The organism is Pseudomonas sp. 15C (assembly GCF_055484735.1).
This window is the reverse complement of record NZ_JBUDGD010000052.1, coordinates 1-21224: the sequence shown is the minus strand read 5'-3', so window position 1 is coordinate 21224 and position 21224 is coordinate 1. Positions and strand designations below refer to the sequence as shown.

At 61.5% G+C, this 21224-nt stretch carries 18 protein-coding genes; 8 read left to right on the top strand and 10 right to left on the bottom strand.

Annotated features, from left to right (window positions below):
* Positions 1-2 precede the first annotated feature (2 nt).
* Positions 3-1856 (top strand): polyurethane esterase, encoded by a 1854-nt coding sequence (locus ACYYKW_RS21430; RefSeq protein WP_464991093.1) that lies wholly within the window; start codon positions 3-5, stop codon positions 1854-1856.
* Positions 1857-1941: 85 nt separating this feature from the next.
* Here ACYYKW_RS21430 and ACYYKW_RS21425 read toward each other — a convergent pair whose 3' ends face one another.
* Both ACYYKW_RS21425 and ACYYKW_RS21420 read right to left on the bottom strand, forming a co-directional pair.
* On the bottom strand, positions 1942-2421 hold the full coding sequence (locus tag ACYYKW_RS21425; RefSeq protein ID WP_206415415.1) for a nuclear transport factor 2 family protein: 480 nt from the start codon (positions 2419-2421) through the stop codon (positions 1942-1944).
* A gap of 54 nt (positions 2422-2475) precedes the next feature.
* Complete coding sequence (locus ACYYKW_RS21420; RefSeq protein ID WP_093101606.1) at positions 2476-3039, bottom strand: TetR/AcrR family transcriptional regulator; 564 nt, start codon at positions 3037-3039, stop codon at positions 2476-2478.
* Positions 3040-3259: 220 nt separating this feature from the next.
* Here ACYYKW_RS21420 and pssA point away from each other — a divergent pair, with 220 nt between their 5' ends.
* On the top strand, positions 3260-4603 hold the full coding sequence (gene pssA, locus ACYYKW_RS21415) for a CDP-diacylglycerol--serine O-phosphatidyltransferase (RefSeq protein ID WP_093101609.1): 1344 nt from the start codon (positions 3260-3262) through the stop codon (positions 4601-4603).
* Between the two features lie 123 nt (positions 4604-4726).
* Here pssA and efeO (ACYYKW_RS21410) read toward each other — a convergent pair whose 3' ends face one another.
* From efeO (ACYYKW_RS21410) to efeU, 4 genes are read right to left on the bottom strand one after another with little or no spacing between them, the layout of a single operon-like run.
* Positions 4727-5551 (bottom strand): iron uptake system protein EfeO, encoded by an 825-nt coding sequence (gene efeO / locus ACYYKW_RS21410; RefSeq protein ID WP_093101612.1) that lies wholly within the window; start codon positions 5549-5551, stop codon positions 4727-4729.
* Positions 5552-5572: 21 nt separating this feature from the next.
* Positions 5573-6871, bottom strand: coding sequence for an iron uptake transporter deferrochelatase/peroxidase subunit (gene efeB / locus ACYYKW_RS21405; protein WP_464991085.1), 1299 nt, complete (start codon positions 6869-6871; stop codon positions 5573-5575).
* 18 nt (positions 6872-6889) lie between these two features.
* Entirely contained in the window at positions 6890-8089 is a 1200-nt protein-coding gene (efeO, locus tag ACYYKW_RS21400; RefSeq protein ID WP_464991084.1) for an iron uptake system protein EfeO, read from the bottom strand.
* An 8-nt stretch (positions 8090-8097) separates the two neighbouring features.
* Positions 8098-8937 (bottom strand): iron uptake transporter permease EfeU, encoded by an 840-nt coding sequence (efeU, locus tag ACYYKW_RS21395; RefSeq protein ID WP_464991083.1) that lies wholly within the window; start codon positions 8935-8937, stop codon positions 8098-8100.
* Between the two features lie 402 nt (positions 8938-9339).
* On the opposite strand from efeU, the gene ACYYKW_RS21390 reads away from it, so the two are divergent.
* The 6 genes from ACYYKW_RS21390 (at position 9340) to ACYYKW_RS21365 (ending at position 16325) form a co-directional block, all read left to right on the top strand.
* Positions 9340-10356: an AraC family transcriptional regulator gene (locus tag ACYYKW_RS21390; RefSeq protein ID WP_464991082.1), complete on the top strand. Its 1017-nt coding sequence runs from the start codon at positions 9340-9342 to the stop codon at positions 10354-10356.
* Between the two features lie 262 nt (positions 10357-10618).
* Complete coding sequence (locus ACYYKW_RS21385; RefSeq protein WP_464991081.1) at positions 10619-12283, top strand: AMP-binding protein; 1665 nt, start codon at positions 10619-10621, stop codon at positions 12281-12283.
* A gap of 16 nt (positions 12284-12299) precedes the next feature.
* The gene (locus tag ACYYKW_RS21380) at positions 12300-13061 is read left to right on the top strand and encodes an SDR family NAD(P)-dependent oxidoreductase (RefSeq protein WP_464991080.1); all 762 of its coding nucleotides are present in this window, start codon (positions 12300-12302) and stop codon (positions 13059-13061) included.
* Between the two features lie 12 nt (positions 13062-13073).
* Complete coding sequence (locus tag ACYYKW_RS21375; RefSeq protein ID WP_464991079.1) at positions 13074-14267, top strand: acetyl-CoA C-acyltransferase; 1194 nt, start codon at positions 13074-13076, stop codon at positions 14265-14267.
* Between the two features lie 141 nt (positions 14268-14408).
* Entirely contained in the window at positions 14409-15536 is a 1128-nt protein-coding gene (locus ACYYKW_RS21370; RefSeq protein WP_093101636.1) for an acyl-CoA dehydrogenase, read from the top strand.
* 15 nt (positions 15537-15551) lie between these two features.
* The gene (locus ACYYKW_RS21365; protein ID WP_394502332.1) at positions 15552-16325 is read left to right on the top strand and encodes an enoyl-CoA hydratase; all 774 of its coding nucleotides are present in this window, start codon (positions 15552-15554) and stop codon (positions 16323-16325) included.
* Positions 16326-16552: 227 nt separating this feature from the next.
* Here ACYYKW_RS21365 and ACYYKW_RS21360 read toward each other — a convergent pair whose 3' ends face one another.
* From ACYYKW_RS21360 to ACYYKW_RS21345, 4 genes are all read right to left on the bottom strand, one after another.
* A complete protein-coding gene (locus ACYYKW_RS21360; protein ID WP_464991078.1) occupies positions 16553-17704 on the bottom strand; it encodes an acyl-CoA dehydrogenase family protein in 1152 nt (383 codons plus the stop codon).
* Between the two features lie 3 nt (positions 17705-17707).
* Complete coding sequence (locus tag ACYYKW_RS21355; protein ID WP_464991077.1) at positions 17708-18814, bottom strand: enoyl-CoA hydratase/isomerase family protein; 1107 nt, start codon at positions 18812-18814, stop codon at positions 17708-17710.
* A 142-nt stretch (positions 18815-18956) separates the two neighbouring features.
* Positions 18957-19646: an HPP family protein gene (locus tag ACYYKW_RS21350; protein WP_464991076.1), complete on the bottom strand. Its 690-nt coding sequence runs from the start codon at positions 19644-19646 to the stop codon at positions 18957-18959.
* A 161-nt stretch (positions 19647-19807) separates the two neighbouring features.
* Entirely contained in the window at positions 19808-20983 is a 1176-nt protein-coding gene (locus ACYYKW_RS21345; protein ID WP_464991075.1) for an MFS transporter, read from the bottom strand.
* Between the last annotated feature and the right edge of the window lie 241 nt (positions 20984-21224).

Sequence of the window (21224 nt, the reverse complement as noted above, 5' to 3'; positions counted from 1 at the left end):
CAATGGGTGTGTATGACTACAAGAACCTCGGTACGGCTGATTCCAAGGCGTTGTTCAGCGACGCCATGGCGATCACGCTGTATTCCTACCACAACCTCGACAACGGCTTTGCCAGCGGTTATCAGCACAACGGTTTCGGCCTCGGCCTGCCGGCCACGCTGGTCACCGCGCTGATTGGCGGGACCGATTCGCAGGGGGTGATCCCCGGCATTCCGTGGAACCCCGACTCGGAAAAGCTCGCCCTTGAAGCGGTGCAAAAGGCCGGATGGACACCGATCAGCGCCACGCAACTGGGCTACGACGGCAAGACCGATGCACGCGGGACGTTCTTCGGCGAGAAGCCCGGGTACACCAGCGCGCAAGTGGAAATCCTCGGCAAATACGACGCCCAGGGCCATCTCACCGAGTTGGGCATTGCCTTTCGTGGCACCAGCGGCCCGCGGGAAATCCTTATTGGCGATTCGATCGGCGACGTGATCAACGATCTGCTCGCCGCGTTCGGCCCCGCCGATTATGCGAAAAACTACGTCGGCGAAGCGTTCGGCAACCTGCTCAACGATGTCATGGCGTTCGCCAAGGCCAACGGCCTTACCGGCAAGGACATTCTGGTCAGCGGCCACAGTCTCGGCGGGCTGGCGGTCAACAGCATGGCGGACCTGAGCAGCGGCAAGTGGGGCGGGTTCTTTGCCGACTCCAACTACATCGCCTACGCCTCGCCGACCCAGAGCAGCACCGATAAGGTGCTCAATATCGGCTATGAAAACGACCCGGTGTTCCGCGCGCTCGACGGCTCGACCTTCAGCGGCGCTTCGGTCGGCGTGCACGATGCGCCGCACACCTCGACCACCGACAACATCGTCAGCTTCAACGACCATTACGCCTCCAGCGCCTGGAACGTGCTGCCGTTCTCGATCCTCAACATTCCCACCTGGATCTCGCATTTGCCCACCGGTTATGGCGACGGCATGACGCGGGTGCTGGACTCGAAGTTCTACGACCTGACCAGCCGTGACTCGACGATCATCGTCGCCAACCTGTCGGACCCGGCGCGGGCCAACACTTGGGTGCAGGACCTCAACCGCAACGCCGAAACGCACAAGGGCAGCACGTTCATCATCGGCAGCGACGGCAACGACCTGATCCAGGGCGGCAGCGGCAACGATTATCTGGAAGGCCGCGCCGGCAACGACAGCTTCCGCGACAGCGGTGGCTACAACGTCATCCTCGGCGGGCAGGGCAGCAACAGCCTCGACCTGCAAGGCTCGGTGAAGAACTTCGATTTCGCCAACGACGGCGCCGGCAACCTGTACGTGCGCGATGCCAACGGCGGGATCAGCATCACCCGCGACATCGGCAGCATCGTCTCCAAGGAGCCGGGTTTTCTCTGGGGGCTGTTCAAGGACGACGTGGTGCACAGCGTCACGGCCAGCGGTTTGAAGGTCGGCAGCAACCTAAGCGCTTACGAATCCAGCGTGAAGGGTAGCAATGGTGCCGACACGCTCAAGGCCCATGCCGGCGGCGACTGGTTGTTCGGGCTCGACGGCAATGACCATCTGATTGGCGGCAGCGGCAACGATGTGTTGGTCGGCGGTGGCGGCAATGATCTGCTGGAGTCGGGCGGTGGCGCCGATACGTTCCTGTTCAGCGGCGCATTCGGACACGATCGGGTGACCGGTTACACGGCCAACGACAAACTGGTGTTTCTCGGCGTGCAGGGCGTTTTGCCAGCGGAAGATTTCCGTGCGCATGCCAGCAGCGTCGGCCAGGACACGCTGCTGACGTTCGGCAATGATTCGGTGACGCTGGTCGGGGTGTCGCTCAATAGCTTGAGCGGCGAGGGAATTGTCATCGCCTGAAGGGGTGGCGCTTATTGCGCCGGGTTGCCGGTGACCCGGCAATCCGCTATCGCCAGCAGGCTGGCTCTCACATTGAAAATCTGATTCAAAGACCGAGATCGGACAGCCCCGGGTGATCATCCGGGCGCCGGCCCAGCGGCCAGTGGAATTTGCGCTCGCTTTCCTTGATCGGCATGTCGTTGATGCAGGCGTAACGCTGGAACATCAAGCCGTTGTCATCAAATTCCCAGTTTTCGTTACCGTAGGAACGGAACCAGTTGCCCGAATCATCGTGCCACTCGTAGGCATAACGCACTGCGATACGGGTATCCGAGTAGGCCCAGAGCTCCTTGATCAAACGGTAATCCAGCTCTTTCGCCCATTTGCGGGTGAGAAAGGCCTTGGCTTCTTCGCGGTTGTTGGCGAACTCGGCGCGGTTGCGCCATTTCGTATCGAGGGTATAGGCCAGCGAGACCTTTTCCGGATCGCGACTATTCCAGCCATCCTCGGCCAGACGCACTTTCTCGATGGCCGATTCGCGGTTGAACGGTGGCAATGGCGGACGTACCTGGGCTGCAGTCGACATATCAATCTCCCGAATGAATGAATAATTAAACAACGTGTCCGGCTTATTAAGGCGTTACAGGTCCAATAACTTGCGCGCCATGCATTGCGCATTATCGGCAGCGCTGTGATCACCCATCACCAGCGCTACGGTAATGGCACCGTCAATCAGGATCAGCAATTGCCTGGCCAGCAACAACGGATCTTCGGCGCCATGTTCGGTACACAACTCGCACACGTAGTCGAGCAGCTTCTGTTTGTGTTCTTTAGCGACGAGGCGCACCGGATCTTGCGCATCGCCGGTCTCGCCGCTGGTATTGATGAACGCACAGCCGCGAAAGCCCTCGGAGGCGAACCAGCCGGTGAGCACGCTGAACAGGTTGAGCAGGCGGTCGGCCGGGGTTGGGGCCTGTTCGACAGCGTTTCGGTACCAGTCCATCCAGCGGATGTCACGGCGTCGCAACGCGGCGACCACCAGCGCGTCCTTGTCGGCAAAGTAACGGTAAATGCTTTTTCTGGAGACGCCGGCAGTCTTCACCAGGAGATCCATGCTGGTGGCGGCGATGCCACTTTTATAGATCAGCTTTTCGGTGACATCGAGAATGATGTCGCGGGTTTCATTGTGAGTGATTTCGTTCATGGGGCTGACAGTAGAACGGATGTTCTCCTTGGTCAAGTCTGTATTATCTTCAGCCGTAAAATCGCCATCGCCAGCAGGCTGGCTCCCCTCCCACAGGGGGATGGATTTCAAATGTGGGAGCCAGCCTGCTGGCGATGGCGTCCTTCGGGACCCGACAAGACCCGAGGGATACGATGGTGTAAGCTCTCAACCTCTTCGGATTCGACCCATTGCGAGCCCTATGCCGTTGCTTTTCAAACGTTCCCTGCTGCCCAAACTGCGCAGCTTTCCGCTGACTGCCGAGGCCCTGACCATTCTGTCCGGCGCCGCCGAGTTCCGTCGTTGCCTGCTGGAGAAAATCGCCAGCGCGACGCAGCGCATCTACATCGTTGCGCTGTACCTGCAGCAGGACGAAGCCGGTCAGGAAATTCTCGATGCCCTGCACGCCGCCAAGCTCAAGCGCCCCGAGCTGGAAATCGCCGTGGTGGTCGACTGGTTGCGCGCGCAGCGTGGCTTGATCGGCGCCGGCAAGCAGCCGGGCAATTCGGCGTGGTATCAGGAAATGACCCGCACTCACGAAAGTGAAGTGCCGGTGTACGGCGTGCCGGTGCAGACCCGCGAGCTGTTTGGCGTTTTGCACCTGAAGGGCTTCGTCATCGACGATTGCGTGGTGTACAGCGGGGCGAGCCTGAACAACGTTTATCTGCACAAGTTCGACAAGTACCGCTTCGACCGCTATCACGTCCTGCAAAGCCACGACCTGGCGGATTCGATGCATCACCTGGTCAAGCATGGCCTGATCGAATCGAAAGCGGTGCATCGCCTCGACTTGCCCAATCTGCCGACCACGCGCAGCCTGCGCAACGACATCGGCGATCTGCGCAGCCGTCTGAAATATGCGACGTACGACACGGCCAAAGGCAGCAGCGGCAGGGAAGGGCTGTCGGTCAGCCCGCTACTGGGTGTCGGCAAGAACAACCCGTTGAACCGGGCCATTCTCGAGCTGATTGCCAGCGCGCAGACCCAACTGACCATCTGCACACCGTACTTCAACCTGCCGCTGGGGGTGATCCGCGAGATCAACCGGGCGCTGGCGCGCGGGGTGAAGATCGATATCGTGGTCGGCGACAAGACCGCCAACGACTTCTACATTCCGCCGAGCGAGCCGTTCAAGGTGATCGCCGCGCTGCCGTATCTCTACGAGATCAGCCTGCGCCGCTTTGCCAAACGCCACCAGCGCAACATCGACAGCGGTCAGTTGAACCTGCACCTGTGGCGCGACGGCGACAATACCTACCACCTCAAAGGCATGTGGGTCGATCAGCGCTACACGTTGCTGACCGGCAACAACCTCAATCCACGGGCGTTCCGCCTCGACCTGGAAAACGCACTGCTGATCGATGATCCGAAAGGCGAATGGCTGGCACCGCGGGCGCAGGAGCTGGAAGAAATCTTCCGCCACACCACGCGCATCGACAGCTTTCAGACCCTGGAAACGCTGCCGGATTACCCGGCCGGGGTGGCCAAGTTTCTCAAGCGCGTGAGTCGGGTGCGGATTGAGCGGTTGCTTTACCGGATCCTCTGATCGTTCGGATTTTGTGGTGCAGCTACAACCGCCATCGCGAGCAGGCTCACTCCTACATTGGAATGCGTTCCCCTGTAGGAGTGAGCCTGCTCGCGATAGGGCCCTGAAAGACGCTACAAGGTTTTAATTCAGGCCCAATTTGCCGCGCAACGTCGACAAATCCTCAGCCAAGGTATTCACCGGCCCGACCAGCGCCTTGCGGTCGTTGTCCTTGACCTTGTCGTAGGTTTCAAACCCGCCATCAGTGGTTTTGTATTTGGCGAGAATCTTGTCCACGCTGGCGAAATTTTTGTCGACCTTCGCGGCGAACGCCTTGTCCTGCTGCTCGATCTGCGGGCGGAACAGGTCGACGATTTTCTTCGCGCCGTCGATGTTGCCCTGGAAGTCATACAGGTCGGTGTGGCTGTAGCGGTCTTCTTCGCCGGAAATCTTCGTCGCGGCGACTTCTTCGAGCAGCGCCGCTGCGCCACCGACGACTTTTTCCGGCGGGAAGGTCAGGCCGGCGACGCGGGTCTGCAGGTCCTGGACGTCCTTGTTCAAGCCATCGGCCAGTGCATCGAGGCCTTGGGTCGACTTCTCCGAAAACAGCGAATATTCGAGGCGGTGGAAACCGGTGAAATCCTCAGCCTTGACGCCTTTTTCGTGATCGTCGACGCGTGAATCGATGGATGCGTCGAGGTCGCTGAACAGCTCGGCAATCGGCTCGATCGACTCGTAATACACGCGGGTCGGTGCGTAGAGTTTTTGCGCAGTAGCCAGGTCGCCTTTCTTCACTGCGTCGGTGAATTGCTGGGTGTGGCTGGCGAGCTCATCGAGCTTCTCGGTGACGTAGATCTTGTAGTCCGACACCGGCCCCACCAGATCCAGCGGCGCTGTCGCGGCGAATGCCGACAGCGGGGTGTTGAGCAAACCAAGGGTCAGCAGTAACGCGAGTGGCGTCTTTTTCATCGGGGCGGCTCCAGTGTGTTGTCAGGCGGCAGTTTTTGGTTGGGTGGCGTTGAGCAGCGAGCGACCGATGAAGTCCTTGTCGCCGGTGACACCGGGCAGGGTAAAAAAGTAGCCGCCGCCGACCGGTTTGAGGTATTCCTCGAGCGGTTCGCCGTTGAGCCGGGTTTGCACGGTGATGAACCCTTTTTCCAGATCGGCCTGGTAGCAGATGAACAGCAGGCCCATGTCGAGTTGGCCGTTCTTGTTCACGCCGTTGGAGTAGTTGAATGGCCGGCGCAGGATCAGGTTGGCCTGGCTCGCGGCGGTGCGCGGGTTGGCCAGGCGAATGTGCGCGTCGAGTCTGGTCAGCTTGCCGGCCGGGTCCTTGCCGTAATCGGGGACCTGACTTTCATGCTCCGCGCCCATCGGCGCACCGGTGGTTTTGACCCGGCCAATGATGCTTTCCTGCTCTTGCAACGGCGTGCGGTCCCAGCGTTCGACGAAGTTGCGGATGATCCGCACCGCCTGATAACTGCCGTGGGCCGCCCAGGCTGGCTCGTCGCTGCCGGGCTGCACCCAGACCAGTCGATCCATGGCCTTGCCGTCGTTGGAATCGGGATTTGCCGAGCCGTCGCGAAAACCCAGAAAATTGCGCGCCGATTGCGCCGGCACTCCCGGTTTCGCCGGGGCTTGCGGCGGTACGCTGCCTTCCTGTTTCCAGCGCACCAGCAGCAGGTCCGGAAGGTTTTTGACGATGTCGCGCAGCGCATGAATGTTGGTGTCGGCAGTGTTCGAACAGAACTGCAGGCTCAGGTCGCCGTGGCAGCAATCGGCGTCCAGCGCGTCGTTGGGGAAGCCGACCATGCGTTGCAGGCGTTTCGGCTTGGCGGCGGCCAGACCGAAGCGCTCATCGAACAATGAATCACCGACAGACACGGTAATGGTCAGATTATCCGGGGTGACGTTAGGGCCAAGGATGCCGGAATCGGGCGGCGGTAGTTTCGGATCGATCTGCGCCACCGGGCCACCCTTCATCAGAAAGGCGATGCGCTCGTTGAGGGTGCGGAACAGCCGCTCGAGATCGTCACGGTCACTGGCCAACACGTCGAACGCGACCAGCATGCCCGAGGCTGGGCGCGGCGTGACGATACCGGTTTGGTGGACGCCGTGAAAATCGTGGCGGTCTTCGGTCTTGTCGCTGCTCGGCGCTTCGGTGACTTGCGCCGGCGCGGCGGCCATCGCCGGACAGCTGAGGGCCGAGCCGGCGAGGGCGACACCGGCGGCGCCCATGCCCATGAGCACGCGGCGACGTTGCAGGTTGAGCGTTTCGAGTTCTTTCATCGGGGTCAGGTCTTCTGCTTACAGGCCGGAAAGGCCAAGGGCGGGGTCGATGCCATCCAGCGCGTCGGCCAGGGCCTGGGCTTTATTGGCGAGCTGCTGGCGTTGTTCGCCGCTGACGCTGTCGTAGCTGGCATAGCCTTCAGCAACTGTGTGGTTGCTCAGCGTGGTATCGAAATCCGCCAGCGCGGCGTCGATTTTCGGCAGCAGCTCGGCGGCGGATTTGTTCAGCATTGGCCGCAGCAGATCGACCACCTTGTGCGCGGTCTGCGCATTGGCGGCGAAACCGTTGAGGTCCGTGTGGCTGTAGCGTTCTTCTTCGCCGTTGGCGGCGCGCACGTCGGCGAGCGTGTTGAGGTTGCGCACGACGATGCTCACCAGTTGCTCCGGCGGCAACGACTGGGCGAGCAGTTGCTGTTTCAATTCGCCGACGTCGCTGAGCAGTTGTTGCGCTACCGGCGTCAGGCCGTCGAATTTGCGTTGCTGGAACAGCGCGTATTCGAGGCGATGGAAACCGACGAAGCCCGGATCTTCTTCGCGTTTTTCGAAGTAATCGGCGCGGGCATTGATGCGGTTATCCAGTTCGGCGAGGCGTTGTGCGGCAGGGGCCAAACGCTGATAGGCAGCACGCGCCGGCACATACAGCGCCTGCGCCTGACTCAGATCGCCGCTGGCGATCGCCTCATTCAGAGCGCTCACGGCTTTGATCAGTGCGCTGCTCTGGCTGGCGAGGTACACCCGGAATTCCGACAGCGGCCCGACGAAAGCCACCATCGACGGCTTGGCTTTGGCGGCCGCGTCGGAGGCTGCGGTCGGGGTCACGTGCAAGGTGCCACGCGGGTTGCTCAGCAAGCCGCAGGTGATCGCATAGTCGCCGGGTTGCAGGTTGGCGTTGATCACCTGGCTCAGGCCCGGCGCAATGTTTTCGCGTTCTTCGACCACCAGCACGCCGTCGAGGATTTCCCATTCCACGGCACGATCCGAGCGGTTGACGATGCGAAAACTGGCGCGCCCGGCCGGCACGCTGAGCGCATTCGGCTCGCAGTTACCGGGATGAATGTTGACCACCACTTCATCGCGGTTGTGCTGGCGCTTGGCGGCGGCCAATTGCGAGGCGTAGTAGAACAGCCCGCCGGCGGCGATCATCACCACCACCGAGCCGGCCACCGCCCAGCGCAAGGCGCGGGGAGGCGAGGCCTGAGGAGTTTTAGGCTTGGACATGAAGGCCCTTATTGGCTGGAAACGGAAGTCGATGACAGCGATGGCGCGGGCGCGGGCAGGAAGAACAGCACCAGCGCCACCAGCAGGTAGATCACATAGGCACCGAGGGTGCTGACGGTCGGCGCGTCCTGATAACCGAACATGCCGGCCAGCACCGAGCCCAGCGGGCCATCCATCGGCAGGGTTGCGCTGAAGTCGAACAGCACGGTCTGCAGGTGATTCCATAGCCCGGCTTCATGCAGCGCCTGCACCGAGTTGGCGAGAATCCCGGCGGCCACCACCAGAATGAACAGCCCGGTCCACTTGAAGAACGCCGAGAGATTAAGGCGCATGCTGCCGCTGTAGATCAGCAAGCCGACGATGACCGCCAGCACCAGCCCGAGCAATGCGCCGATCGGCGCGCCCGGGCCTTCGCTCTGCTGAAACACCGCGAGCAGGAAAAACACCGTCTCCAGGCCTTCGCGGGCGACAGCGAAGAACACCATGGCAATCAATGCGATGACCTGATGCTTCGACGCGGTCAGCGCCTGATCCAGTGAGGCTTGCAGCGAATGCTTGATCGAGCGGGCGACCTTGCGCATCCAGAACACCATCGAACTGAGGATGCCCACGGCGACCAGCCCGACGATGCCCTCGAACAGCTCCTGCTGCTTCTGCGGGAATTCAGCGCTGACCAGCTCCAGGCCGCCGCCGACCAGCAAGGCGAGGGCGGCCGCGAGGAAAACCCCGATCCACACGGCGGGCATCCACTGCCCGCGGCCGGTTTGCTGGAGATAACTGGCGATGATGCCAACGATCAGCGCGGCTTCAATGCCTTCGCGCAGCATGATCAGAAAGGGAACGAGCATTCGGCACAACCACCGGTGATTTAGATAGGTAGCTAAGTTGTAACATAATGACACTCATTCCCAAATGGCACTGATTGACATTTAGCTGAACCTAACCTGAACAAAATCGATCTTCGCCTCACCCAAATCCTTGTAGGAGCGAGCCTGCTTGCGAAAGCGGTGTGCCTGTTGACTCATGAGTGAATGACACATCGCTATCGCGAGCAGGCTCACTCCTACAGGGGGGGGCGTGGATAGCCTGGATTCTGTGTGCGCCACCAATCCTGTGGGAGCGAGCCTGCTCGCGAAGACGGCGGCACTTTCAACATCGCAGTCGCCTGACCCCACGCCTTCGCAAGCAGGCTCGCTCACACAGGGGTAAGATGCCGGGCATCGAAATAACAACAAGGCTCGCCGCGTTCCATGTCGGAAAAAGACACCATCGCCATTCAACTGGTGCGCGAAGCACTGTTGCAAAGTTGTGCGCCCGGCGCGGCCACTAAGGAGGTGTTGCACAAGGTCGGCATCGATCCGGCATTGCTGCAGGCCGGGCACGCTCGGGTGCCCGCATCGCAATACGCGAAACTCTGGCGCCTGTTGGCCCGCCGCACCGACGACGAGTTTTTCGGCATGGACCCACGCAAGCTCAAGTCTGGCAGCCTGGCGTTCCTGTGCCGCGCGGCGATGGCGCAACCGACATTGGTGGCGGGGCTCGAGACGGGGCTGGGTTTCCTCTCGCTGATGCTCGAGCGGTTGTCGGCGCAACTGGTGCGCCAGCAAAGCCTGGCGGAAATCGTTCTGCTCGAAGACGACTACGAACCGCGCCGCGCTTTCACTTATTTCACCTACTGGATGATCGTTCACGGCGTCGCCTGCTGGCTGGCGGGGCGGCGCATTCCGATTCTGGCGATCGAACTGCGCTGCGCCGCGCCGGATTTCACTGACGACTATCAAGTGATGTTTTCGCAAAACCTGCGTTTCGGACGCCCGCGCACGCGGATGATTTTCGCCGCTGACTGCCTCGACCTGCCGATCAAGCGCAGCCCGGAAGAATTGCAGCGCTTTCTCGCCCACGCACCGGCGAACATTCTGGTGAAGTACCGCGACCCGCAAAGCCTCGCCAGCCGGATCAAGCACGATTTGCGGCAGTTGCCCGCCGAACAATGGCCGGAAACCGAAGCGCTGGCCCAGCAATTGTGCATGTCCGCCTCGACGTTGCGCCGGCGCCTGGCGTTAGAAGGGCAGACCTGGCAGGGCCTCAAGGACAGCGTGCGCAAGGAACTGGCGATCACTTGGCTGGCGGAGCCTTCGATCAGCTTCGCCGAGATCGCCGCGCGCCTGGGGTTTGCCGATGTCAGCTCGTTCTACAAGGCGTTTCGCAAGTGGTCAGGGTCAAACCCCGGCCACTATCGCACGTTGATCCTCAACGACGCGGTCTGAGCCGACGCCGCATGACTGATCGTTCCCACGCTCCGCGTGGGAATGCCTCAAGGGACGCTCCGCGTCCCGACTCGGAAGGACGCAGAGCGTCCGGGGCTGCGTTCCCACGCAGAGCGTGGGAACGATCATCTTCGCCGGGGCCTTGGCCAAACCAGTCAACCAGCTTGATGGCTTTGACCATTGCCCCAGCCCCGGCTCAGCGCGACTATCCCTCTGTTGTTTACGGTTCCCAGCCTAATAAAAACACCGAGGGATTCTGGCAATGCGCGATTACTTGTCTGCCACCGCACAGTTCAACTACCAGCACACCGTCGATGCCGCGCTGAGCGGTTCGCTTGCAGCGCTCAACGCCTGTGTCGAATGTTGCGACCGCCACGCCTTGCCGGGGCGCATTGCCTTGTTCTGGGAGGGGCGCGACGGCAGCAGTGCGACGTACACCTTCACTGACCTGCAAGATAAAGCCGCGCGTTTCGCCAATTTCCTTCTTGCCCAAGGCGTGCAGAAGGGCGACAGGGTCGCCGGACTGCTGCCGCGCAATGTCGAATTGCTGATTACCGTACTCGCCACCTGGCGCATCGGTGCGGTGTATCAACCGTTGTTCACCGCCTTCGGCCCGAAAGCCCTCGAACACCGTCTGAACAGTTCCGGCGCCAAAGTCGTGGTGACCGATGCGGTCAACCGGCCGAAACTCGCTGAAGTCGCCGATTGCCCGACGCTGGTCACGGTGGGCGGCGCCAAGGGCCAGGGCATCGTGCGTGGCGATTACAGCTTCTGGGCCGAACTGGCCAACTATTCCAGCGTTTGCGAGCCGGTGCTGCTGACCGGTGAAGACCCGTTCCTGCTGATGTTCACCTCCGGCACCACCGGCCCGGCGAAAGCGCTGTCGGTGCCGCTCAAGGCCATCGTTGCATTCAAGAGTTACACCCGCGATGCCGTGGATTTGCGCCCGGAGGATGCGTTCTGGAACGTCGCCGATCCGGGCTGGGCCTACGGAATCTATTTTGGTGTCACCGGGCCGTTGGCGCTGGGCCATCCGATTACGTTCTACGATGGGCCGTTCACCCTCGAAAGCACCTGCCGGGTGATCAACAAATACGCCATCAGCAACCTCACCGGGTCGCCGACGGCCTATCGTCTGCTGATTGCCGGCGGTGAGGAATTCGCCAAGTCGATCAAGGGCAAACTGCGCATCGTCAGCAGTGCCGGCGAACCGTTGAACCCGGAAGTGATTCGCTGGTTCGCCGACCATCTCGACGTGGTCATCCACGACCATTACGGCCAGACCGAACTGGGCATGGTCCTGTGCAACCACCACGGCCTCGACCATCCGGTGCACGTTGGCGCCGCCGGTTTCGCTTCGCCGGGCCACCGCATCGTGGTGCTCGATGAACACCACAACGAGCTCGGCATCGGCCAGCCCGGCATTCTCGCCATCGACCGCCCGCAATCGCCGATGTGCTGGTTTGGCGGCTACGAAGGCGCGCCGACCAAGGCGTTTGTCGGCAACTATTACCTCAGCGGCGACACCGTGGAATGGAACCCGGACGGCAGCATCAGTTTCGTCGGTCGCAGCGACGATGTGATCACCACCTCCGGCTACCGCGTCGGCCCGTTCGACGTAGAGAGTGCGCTGATCGAGCACCCGGCGGTGGTCGAAGCGGCGGTGGTCGGCAAACCCGACCCGGAACGCACCGAACTGGTCAAAGCCTTCGTCGTGCTCAGTGCGCAATACCGCGCCGCCCCCGAGCTGGCTGAAGAACTGCGCCAACATGTGCGCAAGCGTCTGGCCGCGCATTCGTACCCGCGGGAAATCGAATTTGTCAGCGAATTGCCCAAGACCCCAAGTGGCAAATTGCAGCGCTTTATCTTGCGCAACCAGGAAATCGCCAAGGCTCAAGAGGCCGCGGCGCACAACGTTTCAGCTTGAATCGAAGGAAACAGTCATGCAGATCGAGAACAAGGTTTTTATCGTCACCGGCGGCGCGTCCGGCCTCGGTGCCGCCAGCGCTGAGCTGCTGGTCAGTGCCGGTGCGAAAGTGATGCTGGTGGACATGAACGCCGAGGCCGTGGCCGCTCAGGCGCAGCGTCTTGGCGCCAAAAGCGTGGTCGCCGACATCAGCAACGAAGCCGCCGCCGAAGCCGCGGTGCAGGCGACCCTTGATGCGTTTGGCAGCCTCAACGGCCTGGTCAACTGCGCCGGCATCGTCCGTGGCGAGAAGATCCTCGGCAAGACCGGCCCGCATGCCCTGAGCAGTTTTGCCCAGGTGATCAACGTCAACCTGATCGGCAGTTTCAACATGCTGCGCCTCGCCGCCGCGGCGATTGCCGAATCCGAAGCCAACGCCGACGGCGAGCGCGGGGTGATCATCAACACTGCCTCGGTGGCGGCCTTCGACGGGCAAATTGGTCAGGCGGCGTACTCGGCCTCCAAGGGCGCGATCGCCAGCCTGACCCTGCCGGCCGCCCGTGAACTGGCGCGCTTCGGCATCCGCGTGATGACCATCGCCCCGGGCATTTTCGAAACGCCAATGATGGCCGGCATGACCCCGGAAGTGCGCGACTCGCTGGCCGCCGGCGTCCCGTTCCCGCCACGCCTGGGCAAGCCTGCCGAATACGCCGCGCTGGTGCGGCACATCATCGAAAACAGCATGCTCAACGGCGAGGTGATCCGTCTCGACGGCGCCTTGCGCATGGCCGCGAAGTAAGGAGGATTTGTCATGACTATTTCCAATGATCCGATTGTCATCGTCAGCGCGGTGCGCACGCCGATGGGCGGTTTCCAGGGCGAACTGAAGAGCCTCACCGCGCCGCAGCTCGGTGCTGCCGCGATCAAGGCCGCAGTCGAGCGCGCCGGGGTCGCCAGCGATGCGGTCGACGAAGTGTTGTTCGGTTGCGTGCTGCCCGCCGGCCTCGGCCAGGCGCCGGCACGTCAGGCCGCGCTGGGCGCCGGGCTGGATAAATCGACCCGCTGTACCACGGTCAACAAGATGTGCGGTTCGGGCATGGAAACCACCATTCTGGCCCACGACATGCTCATCGCCGGCAGCGCCGATGTAGTCATCGCCGGGGGCATGGAAAGCATGTCCAACTCGCCGTATCTGCTCGATCGCGCCCGCGCCGGCTACCGAATGGGCCACGGCCGCGTGCTCGACTCGATGTTTCTCGACGGCCTCGAAGATGCCTACGACAAGGGCCGCCTGATGGGCACCTTCGCCGAAGACTGCGCCGAAACCAACGGCTTTAGCCGCGAAGCGCAGGATGCGTTCGCCATCGCCTCGACCACCCGCGCGCAGCAGGCGATCAAGGACGGCAGCTTCAAGGACGAAATCGTCCCGCTGACCGTGACCGTGGGCAAGGAACAGGTAGTCATCAGCCACGATGAACAGCCGCCAAAAGCCAAGCTGGATAAGGTCGCCTCGCTGAAACCGGCGTTCCGCGAAGGCGGCACCGTGACGGCGGCCAACTCCAGCTCGATTTCCGATGGCGCCGCGGCGCTGGTGCTGATGCGCCAGTCGCAGGCGCAAACCCTGGGCTTGAAACCGCTGGCGGTGATCCATGGCCACGCGGCATTCGCGGACACGCCGGGACTGTTCCCGACCGCGCCGATCGGGGCAATCAAGAAGCTGATCAAGAAAACCGGCTGGGCGCTGGATCAGGTCGACCTGTTCGAGGTCAACGAAGCTTTCGCCGTGGTCGGCATGGCAGCGATGACCCACCTGGAAATCCCCCATGACAAGCTCAATGTGCACGGCGGCGCCTGCGCCCTCGGCCATCCGATCGGTGCATCGGGCGCGCGGATTCTGGTGACGTTGTTGGCGGCGCTGCGGCAGAAGCAGCTCAAGCGCGGGATTGCGGCGATCTGCATTGGTGGCGGTGAAGCCACGGCCATGGCTGTGGAATGCGTCTATTGAGGTTGACAGTTGACCTTGTGGGAGCGGGCTTGCCCGCGATGGCAGTGGAACAGTCACCATAAATGTTGGATGTGACGGCCTCATCGCTGGCAAGCCAGCTCCCACAGGGTTCTGTGTTGTTACAAGGATTAAGGATTCACCATGATTCCCAACGAAGACCAAACCCAGATCCGCGACATGGCCCGGCAGTTCGCCGAGGAACGCCTGAAACCGTTCGCCGCCGAGTGGGATCGCGAGCACCGTTTCCCCAGGGAAGCCATCGCCGAGATGGCCGAACTGGGCTTTTTCGGCATGCTCGTGCCGGAACAGTGGGGCGGTTGCGAGACCGGTTACCTGGCCTACGCCATGGCCCTGGAGGAAATCGCCGCCGGCGATGGTGCCTGTTCGACGATCATGAGCGTGCACAACTCAGTGGGTTGCGTGCCGATCCTCAAGTTCGGCAATGACGATCAGCGCGAGCGCTTTCTCAAGCCGCTGGCCAGCGGCGCGATGCTTGGCGCCTTTGCCCTGACCGAGCCGCAGGCCGGTTCCGATGCCAGCAGCCTGAAGACCCGCGCCCGGCGCGAGGGCGATCATTACGTACTCAATGGCTGCAAACAGTTCATCACCTCCGGGCAAAACGCCGGGGTGGTGATCGTGTTCGCGGTGACTGATCCGAGCGCCGGCAAGCGCGGCATCAGCGCGTTTATCGTGCCCACCGATTCACCGGGCTACAGCGTCGCGCGCGTCGAAGACAAACTCGGCCAGCATGCCTCGGACACCTGCCAGATTCTTTTTCAAGAGCTCAAGGTGCCGCTGGCCAACCGTCTGGGCGAGGAAGGCGAAGGCTACAAGATCGCCCTTGCCAACCTTGAGGGCGGTCGAGTCGGCATCGCGGCGCAGTCGGTGGGCATGGCCCGTGCAGCCTTCGAAGCGGCGCGTGACTACGCCCGTGAACGTGACACCTTTGGCAAGCCGATCATCGAGCATCAGGCGGTGGCGTTTCGTCTGGCCGACATGGCCACGCAAATCGCTGTCGCCCGGCAAATGGTCCATTACGCCGCGGCTCTGCGTGACAGCGGCCAGCCGGCACTGGTCGAGGCATCGATGGCCAAGCTGTTCGCCTCGGAGATGGCCGAAAAGGTCTGCTCGATGGCCTTGCAAACCCTCGGCGGTTACGGTTATCTCAACGATTTTCCGCTGGAACGCATCTACCGCGACGTGCGGGTCTGCCAGATCTACGAAGGCACCAGCGACATTCAGCGCATGGTCATTTCGCGCAATCTCTGACAAGGAAACTTCTTCATGATTTTCGACACCATCCTGCTTGAAACCCATGGCCGAGTTGGCCTGATCACCCTCAACCGGCCGCAGGCCCTGAATGCGCTGAACGCGCAACTGGTCAGCGAAGTGAACCAGGCCCTCGATGCGCTGGAAGCTGACGCAAACATTGGCTGCATCGTCCTCACCGGTTCGAAAAAGGCTTTCGCCGCCGGGGCTGACATCAAGGAAATGGCCGAGCTGACCTATCCGCAGATCTACATGGACGACCTGTTCAGCGACAGCGACCGCGTCGCCAATCGGCGCAAGCCGATCATCGCCGCGGTCAACGGTTTTGCGCTTGGCGGCGGTTGCGAACTGGCGCTGATGTGCGACTTTATCCTGGCCGGCGACAACGCCAGATTTGGCCAACCGGAAATCAACCTCGGCGTGCTCCCAGGCATGGGCGGCACCCAACGCCTGACCCGCGCCGTGGGCAAGGCCAAAGCCATGGAAATGTGCCTGAGCGGGCGCATGATCGATGCCGTGGAAGCCGAGCGCTGCGGCATCGTCGCGCGGATCGTGCCGAGCGATGAGTTGCTTGATGAAGCGCTGAAAGTGGCGGCGGTGATTGCCGACAAGTCATTGCCGATTGCGATGATGATCAAGGAGAGTGTAAATCGCGCCTTTGAAGTGAATCTGAGCGAAGGCGTGCGGTTTGAGCGTCGGGTGTTTCATGCCGCGTTTGCCACGCAGGATCAGAAAGAAGGGATGGCGGCGTTTATTGGCAAGCGGCCGGCTGAGTTTCAGGGTAAGTAAGCGGCAGAAGCAAAAGCAAAAGCCCCTCACCCTAGCCCTCTCCCAAAGGGAGCGGGGACTGATTGGGGGATATTTCAGATTTGCGCCGGTCTGGAAGTGCTCTATTGAGTCCATAATCAACCCGGTCTTTCAGGTCGATGCATAGCGCCAGACACCTCGGTCGGCTCCCTCTCCCTGGGGAGAGGGCTGGGCGGGCGGCGTTCCGATGAGGGGAAGGGCCGACACCACTACAACTGATAGTTCTTCAAATCCCGCGCAATCACCATCCGCTGAATCTCGCTGGATCCTTCATAGATCTGGGTAATCCGCGCATCGCGGTAGTACTTCTCGACCGGGTAATCTTCCAGATAACCATAACCACCATGGATCTGAATCGCTGACGAGCAGACTTTCTCGGCCATTTCCGAGGCAAACAGCTTGGCCTGCGACGCTTCGGACAAACACGGTTTGCCCGCCGTGCGCAGCCGCGCTGCGTGCAGGATCAGCAAGCGTGCTGCGTTGATCTGCAGGTGCATGTCGGCCAGCAGGTTGGCGATGCTCTGGTGCTCGATGATCGGTTTATCGAACTGCACGCGCTCCTGGGCATACACCAGCGCCGCCTCGAATGCCGCTCGCGCGATACCCAGTGCTTGCGCGGCGATGCCGATGCGTCCGCCTTCGAGGTTGGACAAGGCGATCGCCAGGCCTTTGCCGCGTTCGCCGAGCAGGTTGGCTTCGGGAATGCTGCAATTGTTCAAGGTCACCGCACAGGTGTCGGAGGCGCGAATGCCCATTTTGTGTTCGGTACGATCGACGATGAAACCCGGCGTATCGGTCGGCACCAGAAACGCCGAAAGGCCTTTCTTGCCCAACTCCGGGTCGGTCACCGCAAACACGATCGCCAGTTTCGCCCGTTTGCCATTGCTGACAAATTGCTTGGCGCCGTTGATCACCCACTGGCCGTCACGCAGTTCAGCGCGGGTGCGTAGATTGTGCGCTTCGGAGCCGGCCTGCGGCTCGGTCAGGCAAAAGCAGCCGATGGTCTGGCCGCTGGCCAGATCGGCCAGCCAGGTCTGCTTCTGCTCGTCGCTGCCGTAATTGAGCACCGGGCCGCAGCCCACCGAGTTGTGAATGCTCATGAATGCGCCGGTCGCACCGTCGCCGGCCGAGATTTCTTCCACGGCGAGGGCATAGGCGACGTAATCGACGTAGGTGCCGCCCCATTCTTCAGGCACCACCATGCCGAGCAGGCCGAGTTCGCCCATTTTTGCCACCAGCGCGTCGTCGATCCAGCCAGCCTTTTCCCAGGCTTGTGCATGGGGCGCGATTTCGCCACGGGCAAAATCCCGGGCCATGTCGCGGATCATCACTTGTTCTTCAGTCAGTTCGAGATCGTGCATGGCTCAGCTCCCGCTCTCATCAAAACCGTGGAAAAAACTCGCGACGTGCGCAGCGTCCAGCTCGGCGAGGGTGGGCGGATTCCAGCGAGGTGTCTTGTCTTTATCGATCAGCAGGGCGCGCACGCCTTCGATCAGATCGCCACGGGCAAACCATTGGCGATCCAGATGCAGTTCCAGAGCGAAGCATTGCTCCAGACTCAGCTGTCGACCGCGACGGAGCATTTCCAGCGTCACTGCCATCGCCAGTGGCGAGCGAGTCTCCAGCAAATCAGCGGTGGTCAGCGCCCAGTCGTGGCTGTTGGCGACGGTGACCTCGCGCATTTGCTCGACTATGCTCGGCACATCCGGCAAGGCGAAAAAGTGATCGATGGCGGGGCGCAAGGCTTGCAGCGGTGCATCAGGCAAGGTCTGTACGGCGTTTTTGGCGAGCAGGTTCTGCAGCGCTTTGAGTGGCGTGTCCTGCCATTCCATCTGGTCGAGCTTTTCGTCGAGCAGCGCCAGTTTGCTGCTGTCCAGATACCAGTCGGCCAGGCCGCAATACAGTGCATCGGCAGCACGAATCTGCACGCCGCTGACGCCCAGGTAAATCCCCAGTTCGCCAGGAATCCGCGAGAGGAAATAGCTGCCGCCGACATCCGGGAAATAACCGATGGCCACTTCCGGCATCGCCAGACGGCTCTTCTCGGTGACCACGCGCAAATCGGCGCCTTGCACCAGGCCCATGCCACCGCCGAGGACGAAACCGTCCATCAGCGCCAGCACCGGTTTGCGGTAGTGATGCAGGGTCAGGTCGAGGGCGTATTCCTTGACGAAGAAATCTTCATGCAGGGTGTCGCCGCTCTTGAAACTGTCGTACAGCGAACGAATGTCGCCGCCGGCGCAGAAGGCTTTTTCCCCGGCGCCGCGCAGAACAATAGCGTGCACGTTGGCATCGGTAGCCCAGGCATCGAGCTGCTGTTGCAGCTGACGGACCATGTCGAGGGTGATGGCGTTGAGGCCGGCGGGGCGGTTCAGGGTCAGGTGACCGATGTGGTTGCGCACCTCGGCCAGCACTTCGTTCTGCGTAGTATCCATGGACGGGGTCCGCTGGGATGAAGCCTGAGCTGTCATCTGTAACTCCCTGCTTTTATTGTCTTTATTCGAAAAGCCCGCGCACGGGCAGTAGCCGATCGTAACAGTGCAAAATTGTCGTGTACAACCCGGATATGTGCAGGCGCTGTTTGCGTTTTTACCTTAGTCAAAACACAAAAAATTACTTGGAAAAAACCTCACCGATGCTGCGACGCTTGGCGTACAGCTCACTGACATGCACCAAGCGCTCAAGGTCTTCGGGCGTGACATCGATAAAAGCCTCCATCTCCGCCAACGCCAGTTTCAGGTCTTCGGCGGTAATGGCGAGGCTGTCGACCGGCGTCACCAGCGGCGCCGGTTCGGCCGGGCGTTTCGGGTAGCGGATGCGGGTCAGATTGTTGTAGGCGAGGGCGCTGGTGAGCATGCATACCGCGCCGAGCATCACCGGTTCCATGGCTTTCCATTCCATGGCAATGGTCGCAGGGTCAGCCAGCACCAGCGTCAATGCCAAAGCACCGGCCGGTGGATGCAGGCAACGCAGCCAGCACATCAGAATCAACGCCATGCCCGCTGCCAGGCAGGCACTGCCGAGGGTGCGGCCTAGCACGTGAGCGACCAGCAGCGCGACGACGCCGGCACACAGATAGCCGCCAAGGATCGACCACGGCTGGGCGAGGGCGCCCGAGGACACGGCGAACAGCAGCACTGCCGATGCGCCCAGCGGGCCGATCAGGTGATAGGCAACGTCATGGCCGAAGACTTGTGCGCACATCCAGACACTGAACAACGTCCCCAGCGCCATGCCGATGGCGGCACGGCTCCATTCGGTGGGACGGGTGTTGATAGCGGCGGGCAACCAGCGAGCGAGCATGTGAATCCGATCCTTTGCAGCAAATTCGAGACAAAAAAAAGGACTTGTCCGGCATATCCGGAAAGCCCTCGAAGCGTTCCAACATTGGGGGAGGAACGCGCACAGTGTGCCGGGCGAAGTCGATACTGACAAATTCATATTAATGCAGATTTAGTGCATTATTATTGAATTGAAGCGACCCGGCGTCCGCTGATGAAGCACAGATAACCGCCCGCTGCTGCCAGCGCACTCAGGGCATAGAACATGCTTGGTGCCGCCGTGTTCATCAACAGAAAGCCGCACATGACCGGACTCGCCGCACCGCCGAGCGCGGCGAGGTTCTGCGCGCCGTAGTAGCTGCCGCGCAATTCTTCCGGGGCGAGGGTGTCAACGAAGAGAAAATCGGCCGGGTAGATGATCATTTCGCCGACGGTGAAGATGAACATCGCCACGCACCAGCCAACGAGGCTGTCGGCCAGACTGAAACCGATCAGGCCGACGATGAACAGCGCGGTGCCGCCGGCAATCCAGTAACGCAGGTGTTCGCGGCTGAGCAAGCGGCCGACCTGATATTGCAACAGGATCACCGTGATCGCGTTGCAGGCGAGCAGGGCGGCCATGGTGTCGAGCGTCTGTTGCTGGGTGTGGGTGACCAGCAGGTATTGCGACAGGTACAGGGTGAAGCGCCCGTGCACCAGCGTGCTGAGCAGGCAGCCGAGGGTGAACAGGATCATCGTGCGGTCGTTCTTGAGGATGATCAGGGTGTTGAGGAAACTCTGTGGTGGCGTGAGGGTTGCGGCCGGACTGGCTTCCCGGGCAGCGCCGAGGAGAAGAAAAATACTGCCGATGGCGATCATGCCCGCAACGATGAAAGGCGCCGCCGGCTGCACACCGGCGATCACCACGCCGATCATCGGGCCGACGGCGTAGCCGATGTTGGTCAGCGTGTAGTTGAGCGAGAACGCCTTGACCCGTTGGCCAACTGGCAAGTTTTCGCTGAGGATGGCTTTGGAGCCGATCAGGAACAGCGCCGAGGCGGTTTCGCTGATGATCAGCACCAGCGTGACCAGGTACAGGTTTTGCGCGAAGGTGAGCAGGATCAGACCGATGCCGCTGGAGAGCATGGTGAGGATCAGCAAGCGGCGTTTGTCGAGCCGGTCGATGATGTAGCCGCCGTACAAGGACAGCAGCGTGGCGCTGAATACGGCGATGCCCAGCAGCAAGCCGACGTCCTGGGGGTTGAGGCCGAGTTTGTTGCTCAGGAACAGGGTCAGCAGTGGGCTGATCAGGGCGCGGCTGACGACGACGCTCAGGGAGCTGATCATCAATCGGCGGATGAGGGGCGAATAGGTGGCCACGAAGTTTGAATGTCCTTGTTTCAGAGGCTTGGCGGGCGTCAGTCATCCTCCCTGTGCGTCTGCTGGCGGTCAAGGGTCATACTGCGAATCCGGGTACATATCCGTTGCTGCGGTAACGGCTACTTAAGGTTCCGCTCTTACAGCGGGTCACCTTTTTCAAACGCCAAAAAGGTAACCCAAAACGCTTGCTCCTGCGTTCGGCCCTCGCAGGCTCGGGTTCCTTCGCTGCGGGATCGATCCG

Excerpts from the sequence above, each read along its gene's own strand:
- ACYYKW_RS21365 (WP_394502332.1), top strand. The coding sequence starts at position 15,552 with ATGATTTTCGACACCATCCTGCTTGAAACCCATGGCCGAGTTGGCCTG.
- ACYYKW_RS21355 (WP_464991077.1), bottom strand. The coding sequence starts at position 18,814 with ATGACAGCTCAGGCTTCATCCCAGCGGACCCCGTCCATGGATACTACG.
- ACYYKW_RS21385 (WP_464991081.1), top strand. The coding sequence starts at position 10,619 with ATGCGCGATTACTTGTCTGCCACCGCACAGTTCAACTACCAGCACACC.
- efeO (WP_093101612.1), bottom strand. The coding sequence starts at position 5,551 with ATGAAAAAGACGCCACTCGCGTTACTGCTGACCCTTGGTTTGCTCAAC.
- ACYYKW_RS21420 (WP_093101606.1), bottom strand. The coding sequence starts at position 3,039 with ATGAACGAAATCACTCACAATGAAACCCGCGACATCATTCTCGATGTC.
- ACYYKW_RS21370 (WP_093101636.1), top strand. The coding sequence starts at position 14,409 with ATGATTCCCAACGAAGACCAAACCCAGATCCGCGACATGGCCCGGCAG.
- ACYYKW_RS21360 (WP_464991078.1), bottom strand. The coding sequence starts at position 17,704 with ATGCACGATCTCGAACTGACTGAAGAACAAGTGATGATCCGCGACATG.
- efeB (WP_464991085.1), bottom strand. The coding sequence starts at position 6,871 with ATGAAAGAACTCGAAACGCTCAACCTGCAACGTCGCCGCGTGCTCATG.
- ACYYKW_RS21430 (WP_464991093.1), top strand. The coding sequence starts at position 3 with ATGGGTGTGTATGACTACAAGAACCTCGGTACGGCTGATTCCAAGGCG.
- ACYYKW_RS21380 (WP_464991080.1), top strand. The coding sequence starts at position 12,300 with ATGCAGATCGAGAACAAGGTTTTTATCGTCACCGGCGGCGCGTCCGGC.
- ACYYKW_RS21425 (WP_206415415.1), bottom strand. The coding sequence starts at position 2,421 with ATGTCGACTGCAGCCCAGGTACGTCCGCCATTGCCACCGTTCAACCGC.
- ACYYKW_RS21390 (WP_464991082.1), top strand. The coding sequence starts at position 9,340 with ATGTCGGAAAAAGACACCATCGCCATTCAACTGGTGCGCGAAGCACTG.
- ACYYKW_RS21350 (WP_464991076.1), bottom strand. The coding sequence starts at position 19,646 with ATGCTCGCTCGCTGGTTGCCCGCCGCTATCAACACCCGTCCCACCGAA.
- pssA (WP_093101609.1), top strand. The coding sequence starts at position 3,260 with ATGCCGTTGCTTTTCAAACGTTCCCTGCTGCCCAAACTGCGCAGCTTT.
- efeO (WP_464991084.1), bottom strand. The coding sequence starts at position 8,089 with ATGTCCAAGCCTAAAACTCCTCAGGCCTCGCCTCCCCGCGCCTTGCGC.
- ACYYKW_RS21375 (WP_464991079.1), top strand. The coding sequence starts at position 13,074 with ATGACTATTTCCAATGATCCGATTGTCATCGTCAGCGCGGTGCGCACG.
- efeU (WP_464991083.1), bottom strand. The coding sequence starts at position 8,937 with ATGCTCGTTCCCTTTCTGATCATGCTGCGCGAAGGCATTGAAGCCGCG.